This is a genomic window from Salmonella sp. SAL00672 (assembly GCF_046552175.1).
In the GTDB taxonomy this organism is placed as follows: domain Bacteria; phylum Pseudomonadota; class Gammaproteobacteria; order Enterobacterales; family Enterobacteriaceae; genus Salmonella; species Salmonella enterica.
Genome location: NZ_JBGDUQ010000005.1, coordinates 295854 through 317179, shown reverse-complemented (window position 1 = coordinate 317179; position 21326 = coordinate 295854). Strand labels below are relative to the sequence as shown.

Annotated in this window: 21 protein-coding genes and 1 tRNA gene; 12 read left to right on the top strand and 10 right to left on the bottom strand. The window is 52.1% G+C overall.

Going from position 1 to position 21326, the window contains the following annotated elements; genetic code table 11:
• Positions 1 to 68: 68 nt before the first annotated feature.
• Positions 69 to 1163 carry a tyrosine-type recombinase/integrase gene (locus ACLJTG_RS15620; RefSeq protein WP_024792707.1) on the bottom strand — a complete coding sequence of 365 codons (1095 nt, stop codon included), beginning with the start codon at positions 1161 to 1163 and terminating at the stop codon, positions 69 to 71.
• 222 nt (positions 1164 to 1385) lie between these two features.
• Positions 1386 to 1470 (bottom strand) — tRNA-Leu (locus ACLJTG_RS15615).
• Positions 1471 to 1692: 222 nt separating this feature from the next.
• On the opposite strand from ACLJTG_RS15615, the gene ACLJTG_RS15610 reads away from it, so the two are divergent.
• Entirely contained in the window at positions 1693 to 2712 is a 1020-nt protein-coding gene (locus ACLJTG_RS15610) for an NAD(P)-dependent alcohol dehydrogenase (protein ID WP_410959015.1), read from the top strand.
• A 27-nt stretch (positions 2713 to 2739) separates the two neighbouring features.
• Here the strand turns inward: ACLJTG_RS15610 and idnK are convergent, their stop codons facing one another.
• On the bottom strand, positions 2740 to 3270 hold the full coding sequence (idnK, locus tag ACLJTG_RS15605) for a gluconokinase (RefSeq protein ID WP_000896756.1): 531 nt from the start codon (positions 3268 to 3270) through the stop codon (positions 2740 to 2742).
• 216 nt (positions 3271 to 3486) lie between these two features.
• Here idnK and idnD point away from each other — a divergent pair, with 216 nt between their 5' ends.
• The 4 genes from idnD to ACLJTG_RS15585 all read left to right on the top strand — a co-directional run bounded on the left by idnD (position 3487) and on the right by ACLJTG_RS15585 (position 7750).
• Entirely contained in the window at positions 3487 to 4518 is a 1032-nt protein-coding gene (gene idnD / locus ACLJTG_RS15600; RefSeq protein WP_080102153.1) for an L-idonate 5-dehydrogenase, read from the top strand.
• A 24-nt stretch (positions 4519 to 4542) separates the two neighbouring features.
• Complete coding sequence (gene idnO / locus ACLJTG_RS15595) at positions 4543 to 5307, top strand: gluconate 5-dehydrogenase (RefSeq protein WP_000998685.1); 765 nt, start codon at positions 4543 to 4545, stop codon at positions 5305 to 5307.
• Between the two features lie 61 nt (positions 5308 to 5368).
• Positions 5369 to 6688 (top strand): gnt-II system L-idonate transporter, encoded by a 1320-nt coding sequence (gene idnT, locus ACLJTG_RS15590; protein ID WP_001128356.1) that lies wholly within the window; start codon positions 5369 to 5371, stop codon positions 6686 to 6688.
• 63 nt (positions 6689 to 6751) lie between these two features.
• Positions 6752 to 7750, top strand: a complete 999-nt coding sequence (locus tag ACLJTG_RS15585) for a LacI family DNA-binding transcriptional regulator (RefSeq protein ID WP_001244061.1) — start codon at positions 6752 to 6754, stop codon at positions 7748 to 7750.
• Between the two features lie 193 nt (positions 7751 to 7943).
• Here ACLJTG_RS15585 and lptG read toward each other — a convergent pair whose 3' ends face one another.
• The 3 genes from lptG to ACLJTG_RS15570 all read right to left on the bottom strand — a co-directional run bounded on the left by lptG (position 7944) and on the right by ACLJTG_RS15570 (position 10240).
• Positions 7944 to 9026 carry an LPS export ABC transporter permease LptG gene (gene lptG, locus ACLJTG_RS15580; RefSeq protein WP_001182242.1) on the bottom strand — a complete coding sequence of 361 codons (1083 nt, stop codon included), beginning with the start codon at positions 9024 to 9026 and terminating at the stop codon, positions 7944 to 7946.
• Complete coding sequence (gene lptF / locus ACLJTG_RS15575; protein WP_000584132.1) at positions 9026 to 10126, bottom strand: LPS export ABC transporter permease LptF; 1101 nt, start codon at positions 10124 to 10126, stop codon at positions 9026 to 9028. Before lptF ends, lptG begins: the two co-directional genes overlap by 1 nt.
• A gap of 63 nt (positions 10127 to 10189) precedes the next feature.
• Positions 10190 to 10240 carry a hypothetical protein gene (locus ACLJTG_RS15570; RefSeq protein WP_212724070.1) on the bottom strand — a complete coding sequence of 17 codons (51 nt, stop codon included), beginning with the start codon at positions 10238 to 10240 and terminating at the stop codon, positions 10190 to 10192.
• Between the two features lie 280 nt (positions 10241 to 10520).
• Between ACLJTG_RS15570 and pepA the strand changes: the two genes are divergently transcribed.
• The 3 genes from pepA (at position 10521) to ACLJTG_RS15555 (ending at position 15467) form a co-directional block, all read left to right on the top strand.
• Complete coding sequence (pepA, locus tag ACLJTG_RS15565; protein ID WP_000397158.1) at positions 10521 to 12032, top strand: leucyl aminopeptidase; 1512 nt, start codon at positions 10521 to 10523, stop codon at positions 12030 to 12032.
• Positions 12033 to 12168: 136 nt separating this feature from the next.
• Positions 12169 to 12612 (top strand): DNA polymerase III subunit chi, encoded by a 444-nt coding sequence (gene holC / locus ACLJTG_RS15560; protein WP_001523689.1) that lies wholly within the window; start codon positions 12169 to 12171, stop codon positions 12610 to 12612.
• Complete coding sequence (locus ACLJTG_RS15555) at positions 12612 to 15467, top strand: valine--tRNA ligase (protein WP_079951326.1); 2856 nt, start codon at positions 12612 to 12614, stop codon at positions 15465 to 15467. Before holC ends, ACLJTG_RS15555 begins: the two co-directional genes overlap by 1 nt.
• Positions 15468 to 15608: 141 nt before the next feature.
• Here the strand turns inward: ACLJTG_RS15555 and ACLJTG_RS15550 are convergent, their stop codons facing one another.
• Positions 15609 to 16796: a YjgN family protein gene (locus ACLJTG_RS15550; protein ID WP_001066975.1), complete on the bottom strand. Its 1188-nt coding sequence runs from the start codon at positions 16794 to 16796 to the stop codon at positions 15609 to 15611.
• Between the two features lie 194 nt (positions 16797 to 16990).
• On the opposite strand from ACLJTG_RS15550, the gene ACLJTG_RS15545 reads away from it, so the two are divergent.
• Both ACLJTG_RS15545 and ACLJTG_RS15540 read left to right on the top strand, forming a co-directional pair.
• Positions 16991 to 17494 (top strand): GNAT family N-acetyltransferase, encoded by a 504-nt coding sequence (locus ACLJTG_RS15545; RefSeq protein WP_001519079.1) that lies wholly within the window; start codon positions 16991 to 16993, stop codon positions 17492 to 17494.
• A gap of 106 nt (positions 17495 to 17600) precedes the next feature.
• Entirely contained in the window at positions 17601 to 18089 is a 489-nt protein-coding gene (locus ACLJTG_RS15540; protein ID WP_000826193.1) for a DUF3617 domain-containing protein, read from the top strand.
• A 233-nt stretch (positions 18090 to 18322) separates the two neighbouring features.
• On the opposite strand, the gene miaE is transcribed toward ACLJTG_RS15540, so the two are convergent.
• A complete protein-coding gene (miaE, locus tag ACLJTG_RS15535) occupies positions 18323 to 19135 on the bottom strand; it encodes a tRNA isopentenyl-2-thiomethyl-A-37 hydroxylase MiaE (protein ID WP_000218459.1) in 813 nt (270 codons plus the stop codon).
• Between the two features lie 11 nt (positions 19136 to 19146).
• On the bottom strand, positions 19147 to 19563 hold the full coding sequence (gene rraB, locus ACLJTG_RS15530; protein WP_000002940.1) for a ribonuclease E inhibitor RraB: 417 nt from the start codon (positions 19561 to 19563) through the stop codon (positions 19147 to 19149).
• Between the two features lie 16 nt (positions 19564 to 19579).
• Between rraB and argL the strand changes: the two genes are divergently transcribed.
• Together argL and argF are read left to right on the top strand one after the other, a co-directional pair.
• Positions 19580 to 19759, top strand: coding sequence for a putative translational regulatory protein ArgL (gene argL, locus ACLJTG_RS15525; RefSeq protein WP_371045364.1), 180 nt, complete (start codon positions 19580 to 19582; stop codon positions 19757 to 19759).
• The gene (gene argF / locus ACLJTG_RS15520; protein WP_000103041.1) at positions 19729 to 20733 is read left to right on the top strand and encodes an ornithine carbamoyltransferase; all 1005 of its coding nucleotides are present in this window, start codon (positions 19729 to 19731) and stop codon (positions 20731 to 20733) included. The genes argL and argF overlap by 31 nt, the downstream gene beginning before the upstream one ends.
• 73 nt (positions 20734 to 20806) lie before the next feature.
• Here argF and ACLJTG_RS15515 read toward each other — a convergent pair whose 3' ends face one another.
• Positions 20807 to 21259, bottom strand: a complete 453-nt coding sequence (locus tag ACLJTG_RS15515; protein WP_000583462.1) for a YhcH/YjgK/YiaL family protein — start codon at positions 21257 to 21259, stop codon at positions 20807 to 20809.
• Between the last annotated feature and the right edge of the window lie 67 nt (positions 21260 to 21326).

Below are 21326 nucleotides of genomic sequence, written 5' to 3'. Positions count from 1 at the left end.
GCCGGAGGAATATCGGCAACACAATCATTTGGCCGGGATCTCAAAAAATGCCTGGAACTAAAACGGGTCTATTTACATGACCACAGGCCTGACTCCACCAGCGCGCTACAGGCCATAGTGCGAAAACCGTGGCCACAGACGTCTTTCTGGGTGTCGTAGCCCATCACCCGCAGCGCTTTGTTGATGGTGTTTTCGCTCATCGGTTTGCGGTAGTTATGATCGCCGGGGAATACCAGTTCAGTTCCCGGTCGGCAATGCTGCCGCACCTCGTGCAGCAGTTCGATGGCCTGACGTGACAATGGGACCAGGTGTGGGGAGTGCATCTTCGCCCCACGCGCTGAATATTTAACGCCGGGGATCGGCTCACGCTCAGCGGGGATGGTCCACATGGCGTTACGCAGATCAATCTCATCCCAGCGGGCAAAGCGCAGTTCGCTGGAGCGGATAAACAGCAGCAGCGCCAGCTTTACCGCCAGTTGAGTCAGTTGAGTCAGTTGACGGCCTTTGTAATCGTCGATTCTATCCAGGAAATCAGGGATAAGATTCAGATCCAACGCCGGGTGATGACGAACTTTGGGCGTAGAGACCGCGCCGGTTAAATCTGATGCAGGGTTATGATCGATAATGCCGTTCTGCACCGCATAGCGCATCACGCAGGCAGTGCGTTGCTGAAGCCGGGAAGCAACATCCAGTTTGCCCGCTTTCTCCACCTCCTTGATGGGCACCAGCAGATCTTTGACCTTCATCTTGGTGATGTCACAGCTACCGTTCGTGGGGAACACATAAAGCTCGAAGTAACGCAGCACCCGCTTCTTATGTTCCGCCGACCAGTTTACGTTACTGATGACCCATTCGCGAGCCACAGACTCAAACGTATGTTCCGGCGTTATAGCAAGACGTTCAGCCTTTCGGTGTGCACTCGGATCGATGCCGGAAATCAGCAGTAATTGGGCCTCTTCACGCATGCGTCTTGCCTGTGCAAGCGTCAAAAGCGGATAAGGGCCTAAAGCGAGCTTTTTCTCTTTATTTACAAAGCGGTACTTGATGTACCAGCGTTTTGAACCGTTAGGGTTAACCAGCAGGTAAAGTCCATGCGAGTCACTGAGCTTATACGGCTTGCCACAAGGCTTGGCGTGGACTATAGCGCGATCTGTTAGTGCCATTTGGGGGACTCACTATTATCGAACTACGTCTAAGCCCCCAATTTGGCCCCCAAATCGCGTGGATGTCAATGGATGAAAAATGACCAACACGGAAAGACAACAAAATAAATATGGTTATTGCCGAAAAATAAATTATCTTTGAATTACAGACGGATATGGACGAATTTGGACGGAAATGGACACAAAAAAAGCCCCCCTTAGGTAGCTAATTATTGCATCACTTGGTGCCGAAGGCCGGACTCGAACCGGCACGTATTTCTACGGTTGATTTTGAATCAACTGCGTCTACCGATTTCGCCACTTCGGCACTGAAGAGGTATGCGGAAAACGTTGTGGATTATACCTGTCATACGCCGCCATGCAAGCACGAGCATACACCTGTATCGCTAAGTGCTGAAAATTTCAGCAGCGTTGAGGATTAAATAGAATAATCAGGCTACTTCCCGCCTTCTCCAGCAGATTAACGCCGGGCGTCCCTTGCCTCCATGCTCTACACTTTTCAGTTCAACACCACATTAAGGGAAGCACAATGACGATAATAAAAAGCTATGCCGCCAAAGAGGCGGGCGGCGAACTCGAACTCTATGAATATGACGCGGGAGAACTCCAACCGGAAGATGTCGAGGTACGGGTCGACTACTGCGGGATCTGCCATTCCGATCTGTCAATGATCGACAATGAATGGGGGTTCTCTCAATACCCTCTGGTTGCCGGACATGAGGTCATCGGTCGGTTGGCCGCACTCGGTAGCGCGGCACAGGATAAGGGACTAAAAGTCGGCCAGCGCGTTGGAATCGGCTGGACGGCGCGCAGCTGCGGACACTGCGATGCCTGTATCAGCGGCAATAAAATTAACTGCCTGGAAGGGGCAGTGCCCACTATCCTCAATCGTGGCGGTTTTGCCGAGAAGCTTCGCGCAGGCTGGCAGTGGGTAATTCCTCTTCCGGAGAATATGGATATGGCGTCCGCAGGCCCGCTGTTATGTGGCGGCATTACGGTCTTTAAACCGCTACTGATGCACCATATTACTGCTACCAGCCGCGTTGGCGTCATCGGTATCGGCGGGCTGGGGCATATCGCCATAAAGCTGTTACACGCAATGGGCTGCGAAGTCACCGCGTTCAGCTCCAATCCATCGAAGGAGCAGGAGGTGCTGGCGATGGGGGCCAATAACGTGGTGAACAGCCGCGATCCGGAAGCGTTAAAAGCACTGGCGGGCCAGTTCGATCTCATTATTAACACGGTCAACGTCGATCTCGACTGGCAGCCCTACTTCGAAGCGCTGACCTATGGCGGCAACTTCCATACCGTTGGGGCCGTATTGAAGCCGCTGCCCGTACCGGCGTTTACATTGATTGCCGGCGATCGCAGTATCTCAGGCTCGGCAACCGGAACGCCATATGAACTTCGCAAACTGATGAAATTCGCCGGACGCAGCAAAGTCGCGCCCACCACGGAACTGTTCGCAATGTCACAAATCAACGAGGCTATTCAGCACGTTCGCGACGGCAAAGCCCGCTATCGTGTAGTGCTAAAAGCTGACTTCTGACCGCCTGACTCAGCGCTTTGACAATGATCAGGAAGCGCTGAGTGCCTGACGAAAAGCCTGTACAGCCAGTCGGCACTGCTCCGTCACGTGCTCGATGTCATGATTAACATCGATACGCGCAATATCATGTTCATCGGCACAGGGTCGCTCCAGCGCGTCAAACTGACTTTGCAGCAGGTCTGGCGGCATAAAATGCCCGGCACGACGCTGCATTCGCTGCAGAATGGTAGCGTAATCGCCATCCAGCCACAGGAAATGTACGTTAGGGCTGCTCTTACGTAAAATATCGCGGTACTGTTTTTTTAATGACGAGCAGACAATAAATCCCGTCTCATTTTTTTTATAAAGACTGTATGAAGCGTCATTTAATCGTTCCAGCCAGGGTAAGCGGTCTTCATCAGTTAACGGTATTCCCTGAGACATTTTATCAATGTTTTTCGCCGGATGGAGATCATCGCCGTCAATAAACTTCGCAGAAAATAATGTTGCAATTTTGCTGCCTATTAAAGACTTACCACTACCTGAAACACCCATTAAAATATAGCTTTCCCCGGCCATTTAAATACCTCTGAGTCATATTCCACTCCACAATATTACGCCTCTACGTTCGACAATTTCACGTTTTTTAATTTCCATAGAGAAGAACTCTAAGGCACATCACGTTATGCGTAACATTGTAGTGTAACAATTTTCCAGCGTGACGTAAGTCACAAATAATGACAAATAAAACCGCTTAAATGCGTTCAGGGTAACTACCTGACCAGTGAGGAATTTATGGAAGTAAAAACTCAATCCTGCGTTGTTGCGGGTAAGCGTGCTGTTGCCGTTACGGAACAAAATATTGAATGGAATAATAAAGGAACACTCGTACAAATTACCCGTGGCGGCATTTGTGGGTCTGACTTACATTATTATCAGGAAGGCAAAGTCGGCAATTTTACAGTAAAAGCGCCAATGATTTTAGGTCATGAAGTGATTGGCAAAATCGTTCATAGCGGCTCAGATTTATTACGTGAAGGACAACCGGTAGCGATTAATCCATCGAAGCCTTGTGGTCATTGCAAATACTGTCTGCAGCATGAAGAAAACCACTGTACTGAAATGCGTTTCTTTGGCAGCGCCATGTATTTTCCGCATGTCGATGGCGGTTTTACCCGATTTAAAGCTGTCGATACCGCTCAGTGCATTCCCTGGCCGGAACAGGCGGACGAAAAAGCCATGGCCTTTGCCGAACCGCTGGCGGTTGCCATTCATGCGGCTCATGAGGCGGGCGATCTGCAGGGCAAACGCGTCTTTATCTCCGGCGTTGGCCCTATCGGCTGCCTGATTGTTAGCGCGGTAAAAACGCTGGGCGCGGCGGAAGTGGTATGTGCCGATATCAGCGCCCGTTCTCTCTCGCTGGCCCGGCAGATGGGCGCGGATACGCTGGTGAACCCACAGCATGATTCTCTTGATGGCTGGAAAGCAGAAAAAGGGTATTTCGATATCAGTTTTGAAGTCTCTGGGCATCCTTCCTCTATCTCAACGTGTCTGGAAGTCACACGGGCCAAAGGCGTGATGGTGCAGGTTGGCATGGGCGGCGCAGTCCCCAACTTCCCGATGATGATGGTAATAAGCAAAGAGATCTCCCTGAAAGGCTCTTTCCGTTTTACTACCGAATTTAATACTGCGGTTTCCTGGCTTGCCAACCGCGTTATCAATCCGCTGCCGTTACTGAGCGCGGAATATCCATTTACCGACCTGGAAGCGGCGCTGATCTTTGCCGGAGACAAAACACAGGCGGCAAAAGTTCAGCTCATTTTCTGAGAAAGTAAAATAAGGGACACTATCATGAACGATCTTTTTTCACTGGCAGGTAAAAATATCCTTATCACCGGAGCCGCTCAGGGAATTGGTTATTTGCTGGCAACCGGTCTTGGTCGCTATGGCGCGCGCATTATTGTTAACGATATTACTCCGGAGCGCGCCGAAACAGCCGTGACGAAACTTCAGCAGGAAGGGATAAAGGCTATTGCCGCTCCCTTTAATGTCACCCATAAACAGGATATTGAAGCTGCGATTGAACATATCGAAAAAGATATCGGCGTCATTGACGTCCTGATAAATAACGCCGGTATCCAGCGCCGTCATCCGTTTACTGAGTTTCCCGAGCAGGAGTGGAATGATGTCATCGCCGTAAATCAGACCGCGGTTTTTCTCGTCTCTCAGGCCGTTACGCGCCGTATGGTGGCGCGTAAGGCAGGAAAAGTGATCAATATCTGTTCGATGCAAAGCGAGCTGGGCCGCGACACGATTACGCCATATGCCGCGTCGAAGGGTGCCGTGAAGATGCTGACTCGCGGCATGTGCGTGGAGCTGGCGCGTCATAATATCCAGGTCAACGGTATTGCGCCGGGATACTTCAAAACGGAGATGACCAAAGCGCTGGTTGAAGATGAAGCCTTCACCTCCTGGCTATGCAAACGTACGCCTGCCGCACGCTGGGGCGATCCCCAGGAGCTTATTGGCGCAGCGGTGTTTCTCTCGTCAAAAGCCTCCGACTTTGTTAACGGACATCTGCTGTTTGTCGATGGCGGTATGCTGGTTGCCGTCTGACCAGGGAAATACGACGCAGCGCGTAAGCGCTGCTATTTTGGCGCTAATAAGAGAGACGAATATGCCATTAATAATTATTGCGGCAGGCGTTGCGCTGCTGTTGGTCTTAATGATTGGCTTTAAAGTTAACGGCTTTATCGCCCTTGTTCTGGTTGCCGCCGTGGTGGGATTTGCCGAAGGGATGGGCGCGCAAGACGTCCTGCACTCCATACAAAACGGAATTGGCGGTACTCTGGGCGGACTCGCCATGATCCTCGGTTTTGGCGCGATGCTGGGAAGATTAATTTCCGATACCGGCGCCGCGCAGCGCATTGCGACGACGCTCATTAATACGTTCGGCAAAAAACGCGTGCAATGGGCGCTGGTGATCACCGGGCTTATCGTCGGCCTGGCAATGTTTTTTGAAGTCGGATTCGTACTGCTGTTGCCGCTCGTTTTTACGATTGTGGCCTCATCGGGACTGCCCTTGCTGTATGTCGGGGTTCCAATGGTCGCCGCCTTATCCGTTACGCACTGCTTCCTGCCGCCGCATCCCGGCCCTACCGCTATTGCGACAATTTTTGAGGCAAATCTCGGTACGACCCTGCTGTATGGGTTAATCATTACCATACCGACCGTGATTGTTGCCGGCCCGCTGTTTTCAAAATTGCTGGCGCGCTTTGAGAAAGCGCCGCCTGAAGGATTATTTAATCCTCATCTATTCAGTGAAGAAGAGATGCCGTCATTCTGGAACAGTATTTTTGCCGCCGTGATCCCGGTCATTCTGATGGCCATCGCAGCGGTATGTGAAATCACGCTGCCAAAAACGAATGCCGTGCGGGTTTTCTTCGAATTTATCGGTAATCCAGCAGTGGCGTTGTTTATTGCCATTATCATCGCCATTTTTACGCTGGGCCGACGCAACGGACGTACGGTTGAGCAGGTGATGGATATCGTCGGCGAGTCCATTGGCGCTATTGCGATGATTGTTTTTATCATCGCGGGCGGCGGCGCGTTTAAACAAGTGCTGGTGGATAGCGGCGTGGGCCAATATATCTCGCAATTAATGACCGGCACCTCGCTATCTCCGTTATTAATGTGCTGGACGGTAGCCGCCGTGCTGCGTATTGCGTTAGGTTCCGCGACCGTGGCCGCGATAACCACAGCGGGCGTCGTATTGCCGATTATTAACGTAACCCACGCCGATCCGGCGTTAATGGTACTGGCGACAGGCGCGGGAAGCGTTATTGCATCACATGTTAACGATCCCGGTTTTTGGCTGTTTAAAGGGTATTTTAATCTTAGCGTCGGGGAAACCCTACGCACCTGGACCGTTATGGAAACATTGATTTCTGTCATGGGGTTGCTGGGCGTACTGGCGCTGAATGCGGTTCTGCATTAATTCATCATCCGCAGCCCAATTAACCATGGGGGCGACGTTCCCGCCCCCGGTACTGGAGAAAACATGAGGAATCACAGAATTTCTTTGCAGGATATCGCTACGCTTGCTGGCGTGACAAAAATGACGGTGAGCCGTTACATCCGCTCGCCGAAAAAAGTCGCCAGGGAAACCGGCGAGCGTATTGCGCAGATCATGGAGGAAATTAACTACATACCAAATCGCGCGCCAGCTATGCTGTTAAACGCGCAAAGTTACACTCTGGGCGTGCTAATCCCCTCTTTCCAGAACCAGTTGTTTGCCGACATTCTTGCCGGGATTGAATCCGTAACGTCGGGTCATAACTACCAAACTCTCATTGCGAATTACAATTACAATCGCGATTCGGAAGAAGAGTCCGTTATCAATTTACTGTCCTACAATATCGACGGCATTATTCTTTCAGAAAAATATCATACCCTCAGAACCGTCAAATTCCTGCGCTCAGCTACCCTTCCGATTGTAGAACTCATGGACATCCAGGGCGATCGCTTAGATATGGAGGTGGGGTTTGATAACCGTCAGGCCGCCTTTGATATGGTCAGCACCATGCTGGATAAACGCCAGCGGCGGAAAATTCTCTATCTGGGTTCAAAAGACGATATCCGTGATGAGCAGCGTTATCACGGCTACTGCGATGCGATGACGCGCCGGGGGCTGGCGCCGTTGCGCATCAATCCCCGCGCTATCTCCTCTATCCATCTGGGGATACAGCTAATGCGTGATGCGCTTGCTGCGCACCCGGACGTGGATGGCGTCTTTTGTACTAATGACGATATCGCAATGGGCGCTCTACTGTGGTGCCGCGAGCGTCAACTGGCCGTACCGGAGCAGATCTCCATCGCCGGCTTCCACGGTCTGGAGATGGGCAGGCAAATGATACCGAGCCTCGCCAGCGTAATTACCCCTCGTTTTGAGATCGGGCGCAGAGCCGCGCAGATGTTGCTCAACAAAATTAAAAATAACGATCTCAACCATAATACGATTGATTTGGGTTATCAGATTTATCACGGCAGCACGTTATAAATTTTTTGTCTACTTTTTCCCGCAGCTTGCCTGAGCTTAACGCGTAGCCAAAAGCGCCACGCGTCAGGTTACGCACTACATCATTCGAGTAATACCAGGCGGTCTGCCGGATGGCGGCGGAAAGGACTTATCCGGCCTACGGGTCATAGTAGGCCTGAAAAGCACAGCGCCATCAGGCCTACTATTACTGTGATTACGACTTACGCAGCATTAGCCACAGGCTAATCAGGAAGAAAGACGCGCTCGGCAGCAGCGCGCCGACAATCGGCGGAATGCCGTATACCAGCGTCAGCGGGCCAAAAATCTGGTCGAGGACGTAGAAGACGAAGCCGAAGCTAATCCCCGTCACCACGCGCACGCCCATCGGCACACTACGCAGCGGGCCAAAGATAAACGACAGCGCCATCAGCATCATCACCGCCACGGAGAGCGGCTGGAAGATTTTACTCCACATATTGAGCTGATAACGTCCGGCGTCCTGTCCGCTCGACTTCAGATATTTAACGTAGTTATGCAGACCGCTGATGGAAAGCGCATCCGGGTCCAGCGCCACCACGCCTAACTTATCCGGCGTCAGATTCGTTTTCCAGGTGCCGCTCACCGTCTGCGAACCGGTGATCTGTTTCGGGTTTTGCAGATCGGACTCATCCACCTGCGACAAACGCCAGACCTTATGCTCCGGGTCGAATTTTGCCGAAGCGGCGTAACGCACTGACTGCAAACGACGCTGATCGTTGAAAGCGTAAATACTAATGCCGGCCAGCTCCTCGTCGCCCTTCACCCGTTCAATATAGACAAAGTTATTCCCGTCTTTCGCCCACAGACCTTGCTGGGTGGAAAGCAGCGAACCGCCATACATCGCCTGCGCACGATAGTTACGCGCCATCTGCTCGCCCTGCGGGGCGACCCATTCGCCGATCGCCATGGTCAACAGCACCAGGGGGATAGCCGTTTTCATCACCGACAGCGCCACCTGCATACGGGTGAAACCCGATGCCTGCATCACCACCAGTTCGCTACGCTGCGCCAGCATCCCCAGTCCCAGCAGCGCGCCAAGCAGCGCCGCCATAGGAAAGAAGATCTGGATATCCTTAGGTACGCTGAGCAGGGTGTACATACCCGCACCCAGCGCGTCGTAGTTACCCTGCCCCGCTTTTTTCAGCTGATCGACAAACTTGATGATCCCGGAGAGCGACACCAGCATGAACAACGTCATCATGATGGTGGTAAAAATGGTTTTACCGATATAGCGGTCAAGTACACCAAATGGCTGCATTATACCGCTCCTTTACGCAGAAAACGGGCACGCAGGCGGCGGACCGGCACCGTATCCCACAGGTTTAAACCAATCGCCAACGCCAGATAGATCAGGTTGACCGCCCACATCCAGATAACCGGGTCCAGTTTGCCTTTACCGCCATTCGATTTAATGGAGGTCTGGATCAGGAAGAACAGCAGATAAAGCAGCATGGCGGGCAACATAGACAAGACACGCCCCTGACGTGGATTCACCACGCTGAGCGGCACGACCATCAGCGCCATCATAAATACGGTAAAGACTAACGTGATACGCCAGTGCAGCTCGGCGCGAGCGCGATCGTTGTCGGTATTCCACAACGTGCGCATGTCCATCTGGTCGGTATCGTTCGGGTCCAGCGCCACGGCCTGATGGCCAATAATTGCCTGATAGTTCTGGAAGTCGGTGATGCGAAAATCGCGTAGCAACGCCGTTCCTTCAAAACGCGTCCCTTTGTTTAAGGTGACAACCTGGGAACCATCGCGCAACTGAGTAAGGTGTCCGGAATCGGCCACGACCACAGAAGGACGAGCATTGCCCTTAGGGCGAATTTGCGCCAGGAAAACATCGTGGAAGTCGCTGCCGTCAACGCTTTCGATAAACAGCACCGAGCTGCCGTTGGTCGCCTGCTGGAATTGCCCCTGCGCCAACGCCGCCATACCGGGGTTCGCTTTCGCCTCCGCCAGCACTTCATCCTGGTGTTTTGACGACCAGGGGCCGGCCCACATCACGTTAACCGCCGCAAGGATACCGGTAAATAACGCCAGTACCATGGCGGCCTTTACCAGCACGGCTTTGCTCAACCCACAGGCGTGCATGACCGTAATTTCACTTTCGGTATACAGTTTGCCCAGCGTCATCAGCAGCCCCAGGAACAGGCTTAAAGGCAGGATGAGCTGCGCCATTTCCGGTACGCCCAGCCCCAGAAGCGAGAGCACCAGATTTGCGGGAATATCGCCGTCAACCGCCGCGCCGAGAATCCTCACTAACTTTTGACAAAAGAAGATCAAAAGTAAGATGAAGAGTATCGCCAGCTGGCTTTTGAGCGTCTCCCGCACCAGATATCTTATGATTATCACTTTAAATACGCCCGTAAAAACCCATTTTTTTGCTGGAATTTAGCTTGTTTCATGGCTTAAACGTCATTTATTCTCTTGAGTCGTCGAAATCATCGCTAAGATCATTATACTCAGCGGATTCACCTCTCAGAACTTGTTCTGACGTGCCAATGCCGTAATAACGTTAAGATTAACACGAAGTCACCGCAACAGCGGACATGAGTTACGAAAGCTTTCAATTTCTATACTCTAATGGATTTCGAGTTGCAGGCAGGCGGCAGAACTGTGGAGCCCCGGAGCTTACATCAGGTAAGTGACAGGGGTGAGCAGGCGCAGCCAACGCATCTGCAACTTGAAAGACGACGAGTATAGCTGTAGCCACCACTGTTGTCTTTAAGATTCAGGAGCATAGTGCATGGAGTTCAGTGTAAAAAGCGGTAGCCCGGAGAAACAGCGGAGTGCCTGCATTGTCGTGGGCGTCTTTGAACCGCGTCGCCTTTCTCCGATTGCAGAACAGCTCGACAAAATTAGCGACGGATACATCAGCGCATTGCTGCGTCGCGGCGAACTGGAAGGAAAACCGGGGCAGACTCTGTTACTGCACCATGTTCCCAACGTTCTTTCCGAGCGAATCCTCCTCATTGGTTGCGGCAAAGAGCGCGAGCTTGATGAACGTCAGTATAAGCAGGTTATTCAGAAAACGATAAATACTCTGAATGATACTGGTTCGATGGAAGCCGTCTGTTTCCTGACCGAACTGCACGTTAAAGGCCGCAACAACTACTGGAAAGTGCGTCAGGCCGTCGAAACGGCCAAAGAGACGCTTTATAGCTTTGATCAACTCAAGACCAACAAGAGCGAGCCGCGCCGCCCGCTACGTAAGATGGTCTTTAATGTGCCGACCCGCCGTGAGCTCACCAGCGGCGAACGCGCCATTCAGCACGGTCTGGCCATCGCCGCCGGGATTAAGGCTGCGAAAGATCTCGGCAACATGCCGCCCAATATCTGTAACGCCGCCTACCTGGCGTCACAGGCGCGCCAGTTGGCCGACAGCTACAGCAAAAATGTCATCACCCGCGTGATCGGCGAACAGCAAATGCGCGAACTGGGTATGAACGCTTATCTGGCGGTCGGCCACGGTTCGCAGAATGAATCGCTGATGTCGGTGATTGAGTACAAGGGCAATCCGTCCGAAGACGCGCGTCCGATCGTGCTGGTGGGTAAGGGCCTGACCTTCGACTCCGGCGGCATCTCCATCAAGCCATCTGAAGGGATGGACGAGATGAAGTACGACATGTGCGGCGCGGCGGCGGTTTACGGCGTGATGCGTATGGTCGCCGAGCTTCAGCTACCGATTAACGTTATCGGCGTACTGGCGGGCTGTGAAAACATGCCGGGCGGACGCGCGTATCGTCCGGGCGACGTGCTGACCACCATGTCCGGTCAGACGGTTGAAGTGCTGAATACCGATGCTGAAGGCCGTCTGGTTTTGTGCGACGTGCTGACCTACGTTGAGCGCTTCGAACCGGAGGCCGTCATTGACGTCGCGACGCTAACCGGGGCCTGCGTGATTGCGCTGGGCCATCACATTACCGGTCTGATGTCGAACCATAACCCGCTGGCACATGAACTGATCGGCGCGTCCGAACAAGCGGGCGACCGCGCGTGGCGTCTGCCGCTGGGCGATGAGTTCCAGGAACAACTGGAGTCCAACTTTGCGGATATGGCGAACATTGGTGGTCGTCCTGGCGGCGCTATCACCGCGGGCTGCTTCCTGTCGCGCTTTACCCGTAAGTATAACTGGGCGCACCTGGATATCGCCGGCACCGCCTGGCGATCCGGCAAAGCGAAAGGCGCGACGGGTCGTCCGGTAGCGCTGCTGTCGCAGTTCCTGCTCAATCGTGCGGGCTTTAACGGCGAAGAGTAAGTTTGAGATTACCCCGTAGGCCTGATAAGGCGCATTAGCGCCGTCATCAGGCGTTTTGCCGGATGGCGCTGCGCTTATCCGGCCTACGGGAGGCATCATGGCAACGCATTTAAATCCACCACAAGAAGCCCCATATATGAAGAATGCGACGTTCTATCTTCTGGACAATGACACCACCGTCAACGGTTTAAGCGCCGTTGAACAACTGGTGTGTGAAATTGCCGCAGAACGTTGGCGCGCCGGCAAGCGCGTGCTGATCGCCTGCGAAGATGAGAAGCAGGCCATTCGGCTGGATGAAGCGCTGTGGGCAAGACCGGCGGAAAGTTTTGTCCCGCACAATCTGGCAGGCGAAGGCCCACGCGGCGGCGCGCCGGTTGAAATCGCCTGGCCGCAAAAACGCAACAGCAGCCCGCGCGATATTTTAATCAGCCTGCGTACAAGCTTTGCAGATTTTGCCACCGCTTTCACAGAAGTGGTAGACTTCGTCCCTTACGAAGAAACTTTGAAACAACTGGCGCGCGAACGCTACAAAGCCTACCGCGTGGCTGGTTTTAACCTGAATACGGCAACCTGGAAATAATGGAAAAGACATATAACCCCCAAGATATCGAACAGCCGCTTTACGAGCACTGGGAAAAGCAGGGCTATTTCAAGCCTAACGGCGACGAAAGCAAAGAGTCCTTCTGCATCATGATCCCGCCGCCGAACGTCACCGGCAGTTTGCATATGGGACATGCTTTCCAGCAAACCATCATGGATACCATGATCCGTTACCAGCGTATGCAGGGTAAAAACACCCTGTGGCAGGTCGGCACCGACCACGCCGGGATCGCCACCCAGATGGTGGTTGAGCGCAAGATTGCCGCTGAAGAAGGTAAAACCCGTCACGACTACGGCCGCGATGCGTTTATCGACAAAATCTGGCAGTGGAAAGCGGAATCCGGCGGCACCATTACCCGTCAGATGCGCCGTCTCGGCAACTCCGTTGACTGGGAGCGCGAGCGCTTCACCATGGACGAAGGCCTTTCCAATGCCGTGAAAGAAGTCTTTGTTCGCCTGTACAAAGAAGACCTGATTTACCGTGGCAAACGCCTGGTGAACTGGGACCCGAAGCTGCGCACCGCCATCTCTGACCTGGAAGTGGAAAACCGCGAGTCCAAAGGCTCCATGTGGCACATCCGCTATCCGCTTGCCGACGGCGCGAAAACCGCAGACGGTAAAAATTACCTGGTTGTCGCCACCACCCGTCCGGAAACCGTACTGGGCGATACCGGCGTGGCCGTGAACCCGGAAGATCCGCGTTATAAAGATTTGATTGGCAAATTCGTTATTCTGCCGCTGGTTAACCGCCGCATTCCGATTGTTGGCGACGAACATGCCGATATGGAAAAAGGCACCGGCTGCGTGAAGATCACCCCGGCGCACGACTTTAACGACTATGAAGTCGGGAAACGTCACGCCCTGCCGATGATCAACATCCTGACCTTTGATGGCGACATTCGCGAAAGCGCGGAAGTGTTCGATACCAAAGGTGAAGAGTCTGACGTTTATTCCAGCGAGATTCCGGCTGAGTTCCAGAAGCTGGAACGTTTTGCTGCCCGTAAAGCAGTCGTTGCTGCCGTTGACGCGCTGGGCCTGCTGGAAGAAATTAAACCGCACGATCTGACTGTCCCTTACGGCGACCGTGGCGGCGTGGTTATCGAACCGATGCTGACCGACCAGTGGTACGTCCGTGCAGACGTGCTGGCGAAACCGGCGGTGGAAGCGGTTGAAAACGGCGACATTCAGTTCGTGCCGAAGCAGTACGAAAACATGTACTTCTCCTGGATGCGCGATATTCAGGACTGGTGTATCTCTCGTCAGCTGTGGTGGGGTCACCGTATCCCGGCATGGTATGACAACGACGGCAACGTCTACGTTGGCCGTACCGAAGACGAAGTGCGTCAGGAAAATAACCTCGGCGCCGACGTTCAGCTTCGTCAGGACGAAGACGTTCTTGATACCTGGTTCTCCTCCGCGCTGTGGACTTTCTCTACCCTCGGCTGGCCGGAAAACACCGACGCGCTGCGTCAGTTCCACCCGACCAGCGTGATGGTTTCCGGCTTCGACATCATCTTCTTCTGGATTGCCCGCATGATCATGATGACCATGCACTTCATCAAAGATGAAAACGGCAAGCCGCAGGTGCCGTTCCATACCGTCTACATGACCGGTCTGATTCGCGACGACGAAGGCCAGAAGATGTCCAAATCCAAGGGTAACGTTATCGACCCGCTGGATATGGTGGACGGCATCTCCCTGCCGGAACTGCTGGAAAAACGCACCGGCAACATGATGCAGCCGCAGATGGCGGAGAAAATCCGCAAGCGTACCGAGAAGCAGTTCCCGAACGGCATTGAGCCGCACGGCACCGACGCCCTGCGCTTTACCCTGGCGGCGCTGGCCTCGACCGGTCGCGACATCAACTGGGATATGAAGCGTCTGGAAGGTTACCGTAACTTCTGTAACAAGCTGTGGAACGCCAGCCGCTTTGTGCTGATGAACACCGAAGAGCAGGATTGCGGCTTCAACGGCGGCGAAATGACGCTGTCGCTGGCTGACCGTTGGATCCTGGCGGAATTCAACCAGACCGTTAAAGCGTACCGCGACGCGCTGGACAGCTTCCGCTTCGATATCGCCGCGGGCATTCTGTATGAATTCACCTGGAACCAGTTCTGCGACTGGTATCTGGAGCTGACCAAGCCGGTAATGACCGGGGGTTCCGAGTCTGAACTGCGCGGCACCCGCCATACGCTGGTCACCGTACTGGAAGGTCTGCTGCGCCTGGCGCACCCGATCATCCCGTTCATCACCGAAACCATCTGGCAGCGCGTGAAGGTCATTTGCGGTATTACCGCCGACACCATCATGCTGCAGCCGTTCCCGGAATATAACGCCGCACAGGTGGATGAAGCCGCGTTGGCCGATACCGAGTGGCTGAAGCAGGCGATCGTCGCAGTACGTAACATTCGTGCGGAAATGAACATCGCCCCGGGCAAACCGCTGGAACTGCTGCTGCGCGGCTGTAGTGAAGAAGCCGTTCGTCGTGTTAACGACAACCGTAGCTTCCTGCAAACCCTGGCGCGTCTGGAAAGCATCACCGTGCTGCCAGCCGATGACAAAGGCCCGGTTTCCGTGACCAAAATCATCGACGGCGCCGAACTGCTGATCCCGATGGCAGGCCTCATCAACAAAGACGATGAGCTGGCGCGTCTGGCGAAAGAAGTGGCGAAAATCGAAGGCGAGATTGCCCGTATCGAAGGCAAACTGTCCAACGAAGGTTTCGTCGCCCGTGCGCCGGAAGCGGTGATTGCCAAAGAGCGTGAGAAGCTGGAAGGTTATGCAGAAGCCAAAGCGAAGCTGATTGAGCAGCAGGCGGTTATTAGCGCGCTGTAATCTGAAAGCCTGATGGCGCTTCGCTTACCAGGCCTACACGTTCGCTTATTGACATGGCGCGATCGGTAGGCCGGATAAGGCATTCACGCCGCCATCCGACAACATGAATTATGGGCCGACGTAAACGTCGGCCTTTTTACATCAGATAAACGGGAAGTAAGGCATAATGCCACGAGAAATCCACATTAGCGGGCTGTTTTCCAGCGGCTTCTCATCATTGGTTAACTCAAGCGAATCCAGATCGCCCTGGACCTGTGTATTCTGCGCCAGCCAACTCACCAGCCAAATTTTCAACCACGGATAAGCCAGCCCTAAGGTCACGCCGGAAATCACAAACACCACCAGTAACCGCCACAGCATACCGTGTGCAGTGACAGAGGAATGAAAACGAATCGAATCGTTCGCCAGTGACAAATTGTTTAAAAACAGGTTGCGTAACGCCACATATAAGTAACTGGTTACCACAATAATCGCGAGAAAATAGAGGAAATAACATGCCATTATCTGGCCATAATATTGCAGAATAAGCGCCCCTCCTGCCTGCGCATTCCCCATCATACTCAAAAGAATCATGTCGGTGAACACCGGCGCGATTAGATAACCAATCACGACAGCAAAAGGGAAAAGGGTCAACATTGCCAACACGCACCCTCTGATGCACGTTTTAACATTAACCTGAATCGAGAAACGATGAATGCCAAAGTTTGCGCCATTGCCAAACAAGGTCATCCATTTGCTGTAGGTAATACCGTTAATGACCCCTATCCCAATAATAGCCAGCAAACCGAGAAAAACGATATTGAACACTAAACCGCCGACGGCGATGGTTACCAGTGAGATAATGTAAAGAACAATATAAAGCGCCACCATCAGGAGTACCGGGAGAGCGAACATGTACCACCATGCGCGCCGCATGGAACACTGGAATCCAAAATGTACGCCATTAAGCGAAGTCATCATCGCCTGATACTGTAATCCTTTCACCGCCATAAAAGGAATAATCGCAATTAATAAGCCGAATAGCGTAAAACCGAGACCGGGATGACCGTGTTCAATAAGAGAGAGGCTAACAATATAAATAATAAAAACTAACAACACACTAATAAATAATGCGCCGCCCGTGGCTTTGTAAGCAAAAGGCTGATTGTTTAGCGTCATATTAGTATAAATATAACGTCGACATTTCACCATCGCCCACGGCGCATAGATTCCCAACGTGATACACGTCAACAAGAAATTCACAAGGCAAATAACAAAATACTTTCCGCCCTTGCCTGTAAACACCAACGTGTGATTATGGTTATCTTTACTACTGATAACGTTATTCATGAATCATATCCCTGAATTACAATCTATTAGAATTAATAATAAAAAGCAGTAAACTGTTACTGATTTGACTACGATACTATTTTTGTTTAATTTTTCCGCCTTTTATTTTGTCTGATTCAGGATCTCCTTGCGCGTAACTCAAGACGGTGGTATTAAAGTAATCTATAAATAAATTTTAAAAATTGAGCCATATTATGAATAATGTCGCCTCGCCAACGCTCACGGTGCGCCGAATCACTACCGCCGACAATGCCGCTATTGCCCGTGTCATCCGTCAGGTTTCAGCGGAATACGGACTTACCGCCGATAAAGGTTATACCGTTGCCGACCCCAATCTGGATGAACTGTATCAGGTTTATAGCCAACCGGGCGCGGCCTACTGGGTGGTAGAGCAAAACGGTTGTGTGGTGGGCGGCGGCGGCGTGGCGCCGTTATCCTGTAGCGAACCAGACATTTGTGAACTGCAAAAAATGTATTTTTTACCGGTGATTCGTGGTCAGGGGCTGGCGAAAAAGCTGGCGCTGATGGCGCTGGATCATGCCCGTGAACAGGGTTTTAAACGCTGCTATCTGGAAACAACGGCTTTTTTACGCGAGGCGATTGCGCTATACGAACGTTTAGGATTTGAACATATTAGCGAACCGCTCGGCTGCACCGGACATGTCGATTGCGAAGTGAGGATGTTAAAGGATCTCTGAAAGCCAGGCGTTTATTTATCCTCGCCAGGTATTATTTTTGCTGATATAAGTAATCCCGGAAACATCCTGTTATCCGGGAATCACTTATTATTCAAGGAAGTTATAAATGAAACGCCTATTATCAGCAATTGTTTTCCCCGCTATGTTTATTAGTATCTCTAATGTATATGCATTAGATATACAGCCCGGCGAATGGAAAATGGAAAATATAGAAATGCGCACCATCAATCCAGATACAAAAGAAGTATTAATGGATGAAAAAAATTCGGGCATAGCGACGCTTATGTGTTATACCCCTAAAATGTCTGAAGATTCTAAAAAAATGGTGAAGGGTTTTTCTACCAGTGCAGGCGGTTGCACGACAACATTTGTAGAAAGTACGGATACCAAACTGATCAATGAGACTGTGTGTAATAATCCTGATGTCAAATCGCACTCTATTGTAGAAACGACGAAAATAAGCGATACAGAATTTGCGATGACCATGAAATCGGATGTCGATGCAGGAGGTAATAAAACAACCTCCATCAACAAAATTAAACAAACCTTTGTTGGCAAGACCTGCTCTGAAGCGTCAAAAGGCGTGAAACAGTAAGTATTTCAACACAAGAACCCGTAGTGATGATGCAAAAAGGGCATTGTTCACGGTCACCTTTCGGGAATATAACACTGAGTGAGTTCTTTTTGCCTGCCTCAGGGCAGGCTTTACTCAGGACAGAATATCATGAAAATGACTTTTCCTGCTCGCCAGCAGTTTGATGCCGGGCGGATGACCACGCAGGTGGCAACAGCGTAAAAGATAAAAACGCTAATCTTTAATTTTACCCTTTATCCGGCGGCTGGCACGCCGCTATGAAAACGAAACTCGCGGTCTGGCGACAAGATAAGGTCAGCTTCCACCTCGCCAAAATAGCGCACGCGCGCAGAAATGTCCTCGGCGGAAATCTGCTGCGCCAGCGCCAGGTAATCCTGATAATGCCGCGCTTCGGAGCGCAGAAGCGAGAGATAAAACGTCTGTAAATCCTCATCCAGCCAGGGCGCCAGAGCGGCAAAACGTTCGCAGGAGCGGGCTTCGATATACGCCCCGCAAATCAGCTTATCAATTAAGGTGAGCGGTTCGTGCGTGCGTACCGCTTTCAACATTCCTTTCGCGTAGCGGCTGGCGGTGATTTTCACATAAGGAATGTTTCTGGCCTGCATGACCTCGCGTACCTGCCAAAAATGGTGCAACTCCTCTTTAATCAATAACACCATACGGTCGATAAGCTGACGTCCCCAGGGGTCATCAGTTTGCGGCATGGCGCTTTTGCTAATCTGTTTATGCAGGGCAACAAAATCCGGCTCCGGCCCCTGACGAAACGCGAACGCCTCGTAAGGTTGCAGCCAGGAGAGCAGCGCGTCGGCGCCCGATTTATCGGCGACATATTTACGCACCAACAGCAACGCGGTTTGCGCAGCCTTCAGTTCGCAGATCAGGTGATCGGTAAGCAGAAGAGGAAGATTTTGCGGATCGCGGGCCTGGACAATCCACGCCTGCGGCGTCGGGCAATGCAGGAAATTAAGCACCGGAGAGAGTATTTGCGGGTAATTCATACGTAACCTGTTAAAAAAATACGACAGCAGACGCTGCCGTACCGTCATACTATGCAGCTTTAGTGACGCACGCCGTCGTCATCTTCATCGACATAATCGTCGTCATCACCCTCTTCGCCATTAGGGTCTTCGAAATAGGTTCCCCAGCCGTCGTATTCAACATCATATTTTTCCGCCAGGTTCATCAGTTGCTCAACCTGAGCGTCGATGAGTTCGGCGTTCAACGCGCACTCGCTGAGGATGTCGCAACAAATAACCGTATCGCCCTCTTCCACTTCCAGCTCTTCCGGCTCCGTCACTTCATAGCCGAGTTTAAAGGCTTCTACCGCGGCTTTTTCCAACGTTTCGAAATCGTCAGCGGAAAGGTGATGCTCGATAGTGTACAGCGCATCCGGATCGCTGCCGTCCTCAAGTAACTCTTCAATAATTAAGCGCGTTTCTTCACGCTGCTCTTCCAGTAATTCCGGGTTTGCCATAGCTCGTTCCTCATAGATGTCCTGCCGATACTCTTATTGTCACATACCGCCGACGTTGCCTCCACCTTATCGAGAAAAGTTTTATCAAACAGGGTTGCAAATGAATAATCATCCATATAAAGTGAATTTTAATTCAATGAGAGGCCTAAGCCATGTGAGGGAAGTATGTCTACGTTTTACCAAAAACCTTTTTTAAAGTTACTTGATTTCACCGCCAGCGAGCTCACTGCTCTGTTGCAGCTTGCCGCCAAACTGAAAGCCGATAAGAAAAACGGTAAAGAAGAACAAAAGCTGGTGGGTAAGAATATTGCGCTCATCTTCGAAAAAGACTCGACCCGGACACGATGCTCTTTCGAAGTTGCCGCATACGATCAGGGGGCGCGCGTGACGTACCTGGGTTCCAGCGGGAGCCAGATCGGCCATAAAGAGTCCATCAAAGATACTGCCCGCGTCCTGGGCCGGATGTTTGACGGTATTCAGTATCGAGGATATGGCCAGGAGATCGTCGAAACGCTGGCTGAATATTCCGGTGTGCCGGTATGGAACGGTTTAACCGATGAGTATCACCCAACGCAATTACTGGCGGATCTGCTCACCATGCAGGAACATCTGCCGGGTAAAGCCTTTAACGAGATGACGTTGGTCTATGCCGGAGACGCGCGTAATAACATGGGTAACTCCATGCTGGAAGCCGCCGCGTTAACAGGATTGGATCTCCGTCTGGTCGCGCCAAAAGCCTGCTGGCCGCAAGCCGCGTTAGTGGCGGAGTGCAGCGCCATGGCGAAAAAGAACGGCGGCGCCATCACCCTGACCGAAGATATCGCCTCAGGCGTAAAAGGCGCGGATTTTATCTATACCGATGTTTGGGTCTCTATGGGCGAACCCAAAGAGAAATGGGCGGAGCGTATTGCCCTGCTGCGTGATTATCAGGTCAACAGCCAGATGATGGCGTTAACCGGCAATCCGCAGGTTAAGTTCCTGCATTGTCTGCCTGCGTTCCATGATGATGAAACCACGCTCGGCAAAAAAATGGCCGAAGAGTACGGTTTACATGGCGGGATGGAAGTGACCGACGAGGTTTTTGAGTCTGCGGCCAGCATTGTCTTTGATGAAGCGGAAAACCGAATGCATACCATCAAAGCAGTAATGGTAGCGACGCTGTCTAAATAATGTCGTTATGATGCCGGATGGCGGTTGGCCTACAAAATCACAACGTGCAGGCGCCGCCATCCGGCACAAAATATTACGCCATCAGCATTTTCACAACCGCTTTACGTACCCGCGCCGGTTCTCCCACCGCGCACAGGGGCTTATGCACTTCGCCGGGATAAAACACCACAAAGTCGCCTTCGTTCAGGACGACGGTTTTCTCGTCGACGCTCGTCGGTAAAAATGCAATGTCTTTATCCGCCAGCCAGTCCGTGTGCGGCGTTCCCGCAGGCCGGGTACTGAATGCCATCCCTTCCTGACCTTGTAGCACAATCTGAATATCAAGATAACGGGCGTGATACTCTGCGCTGCGCGATTCGCCCGGCTCCGTCATATTTTCAGAAATCATATAAAACAGCCTGTCGCCGTCAATGTCATACTTACCTGGCGCGGTCGTTGCCGTGACATGCGCATTGACGTGCTCAATCGCCTGCCGTAACGCCGTCGGCAGCCAGGCCTCCAGATATTCAATATTGCCAATAATCATCGCATCCCCTTAGTTAAAACAGCGTTTTATATTTCTCTTTATACGAGAAAAATGGCTGCCATACTAC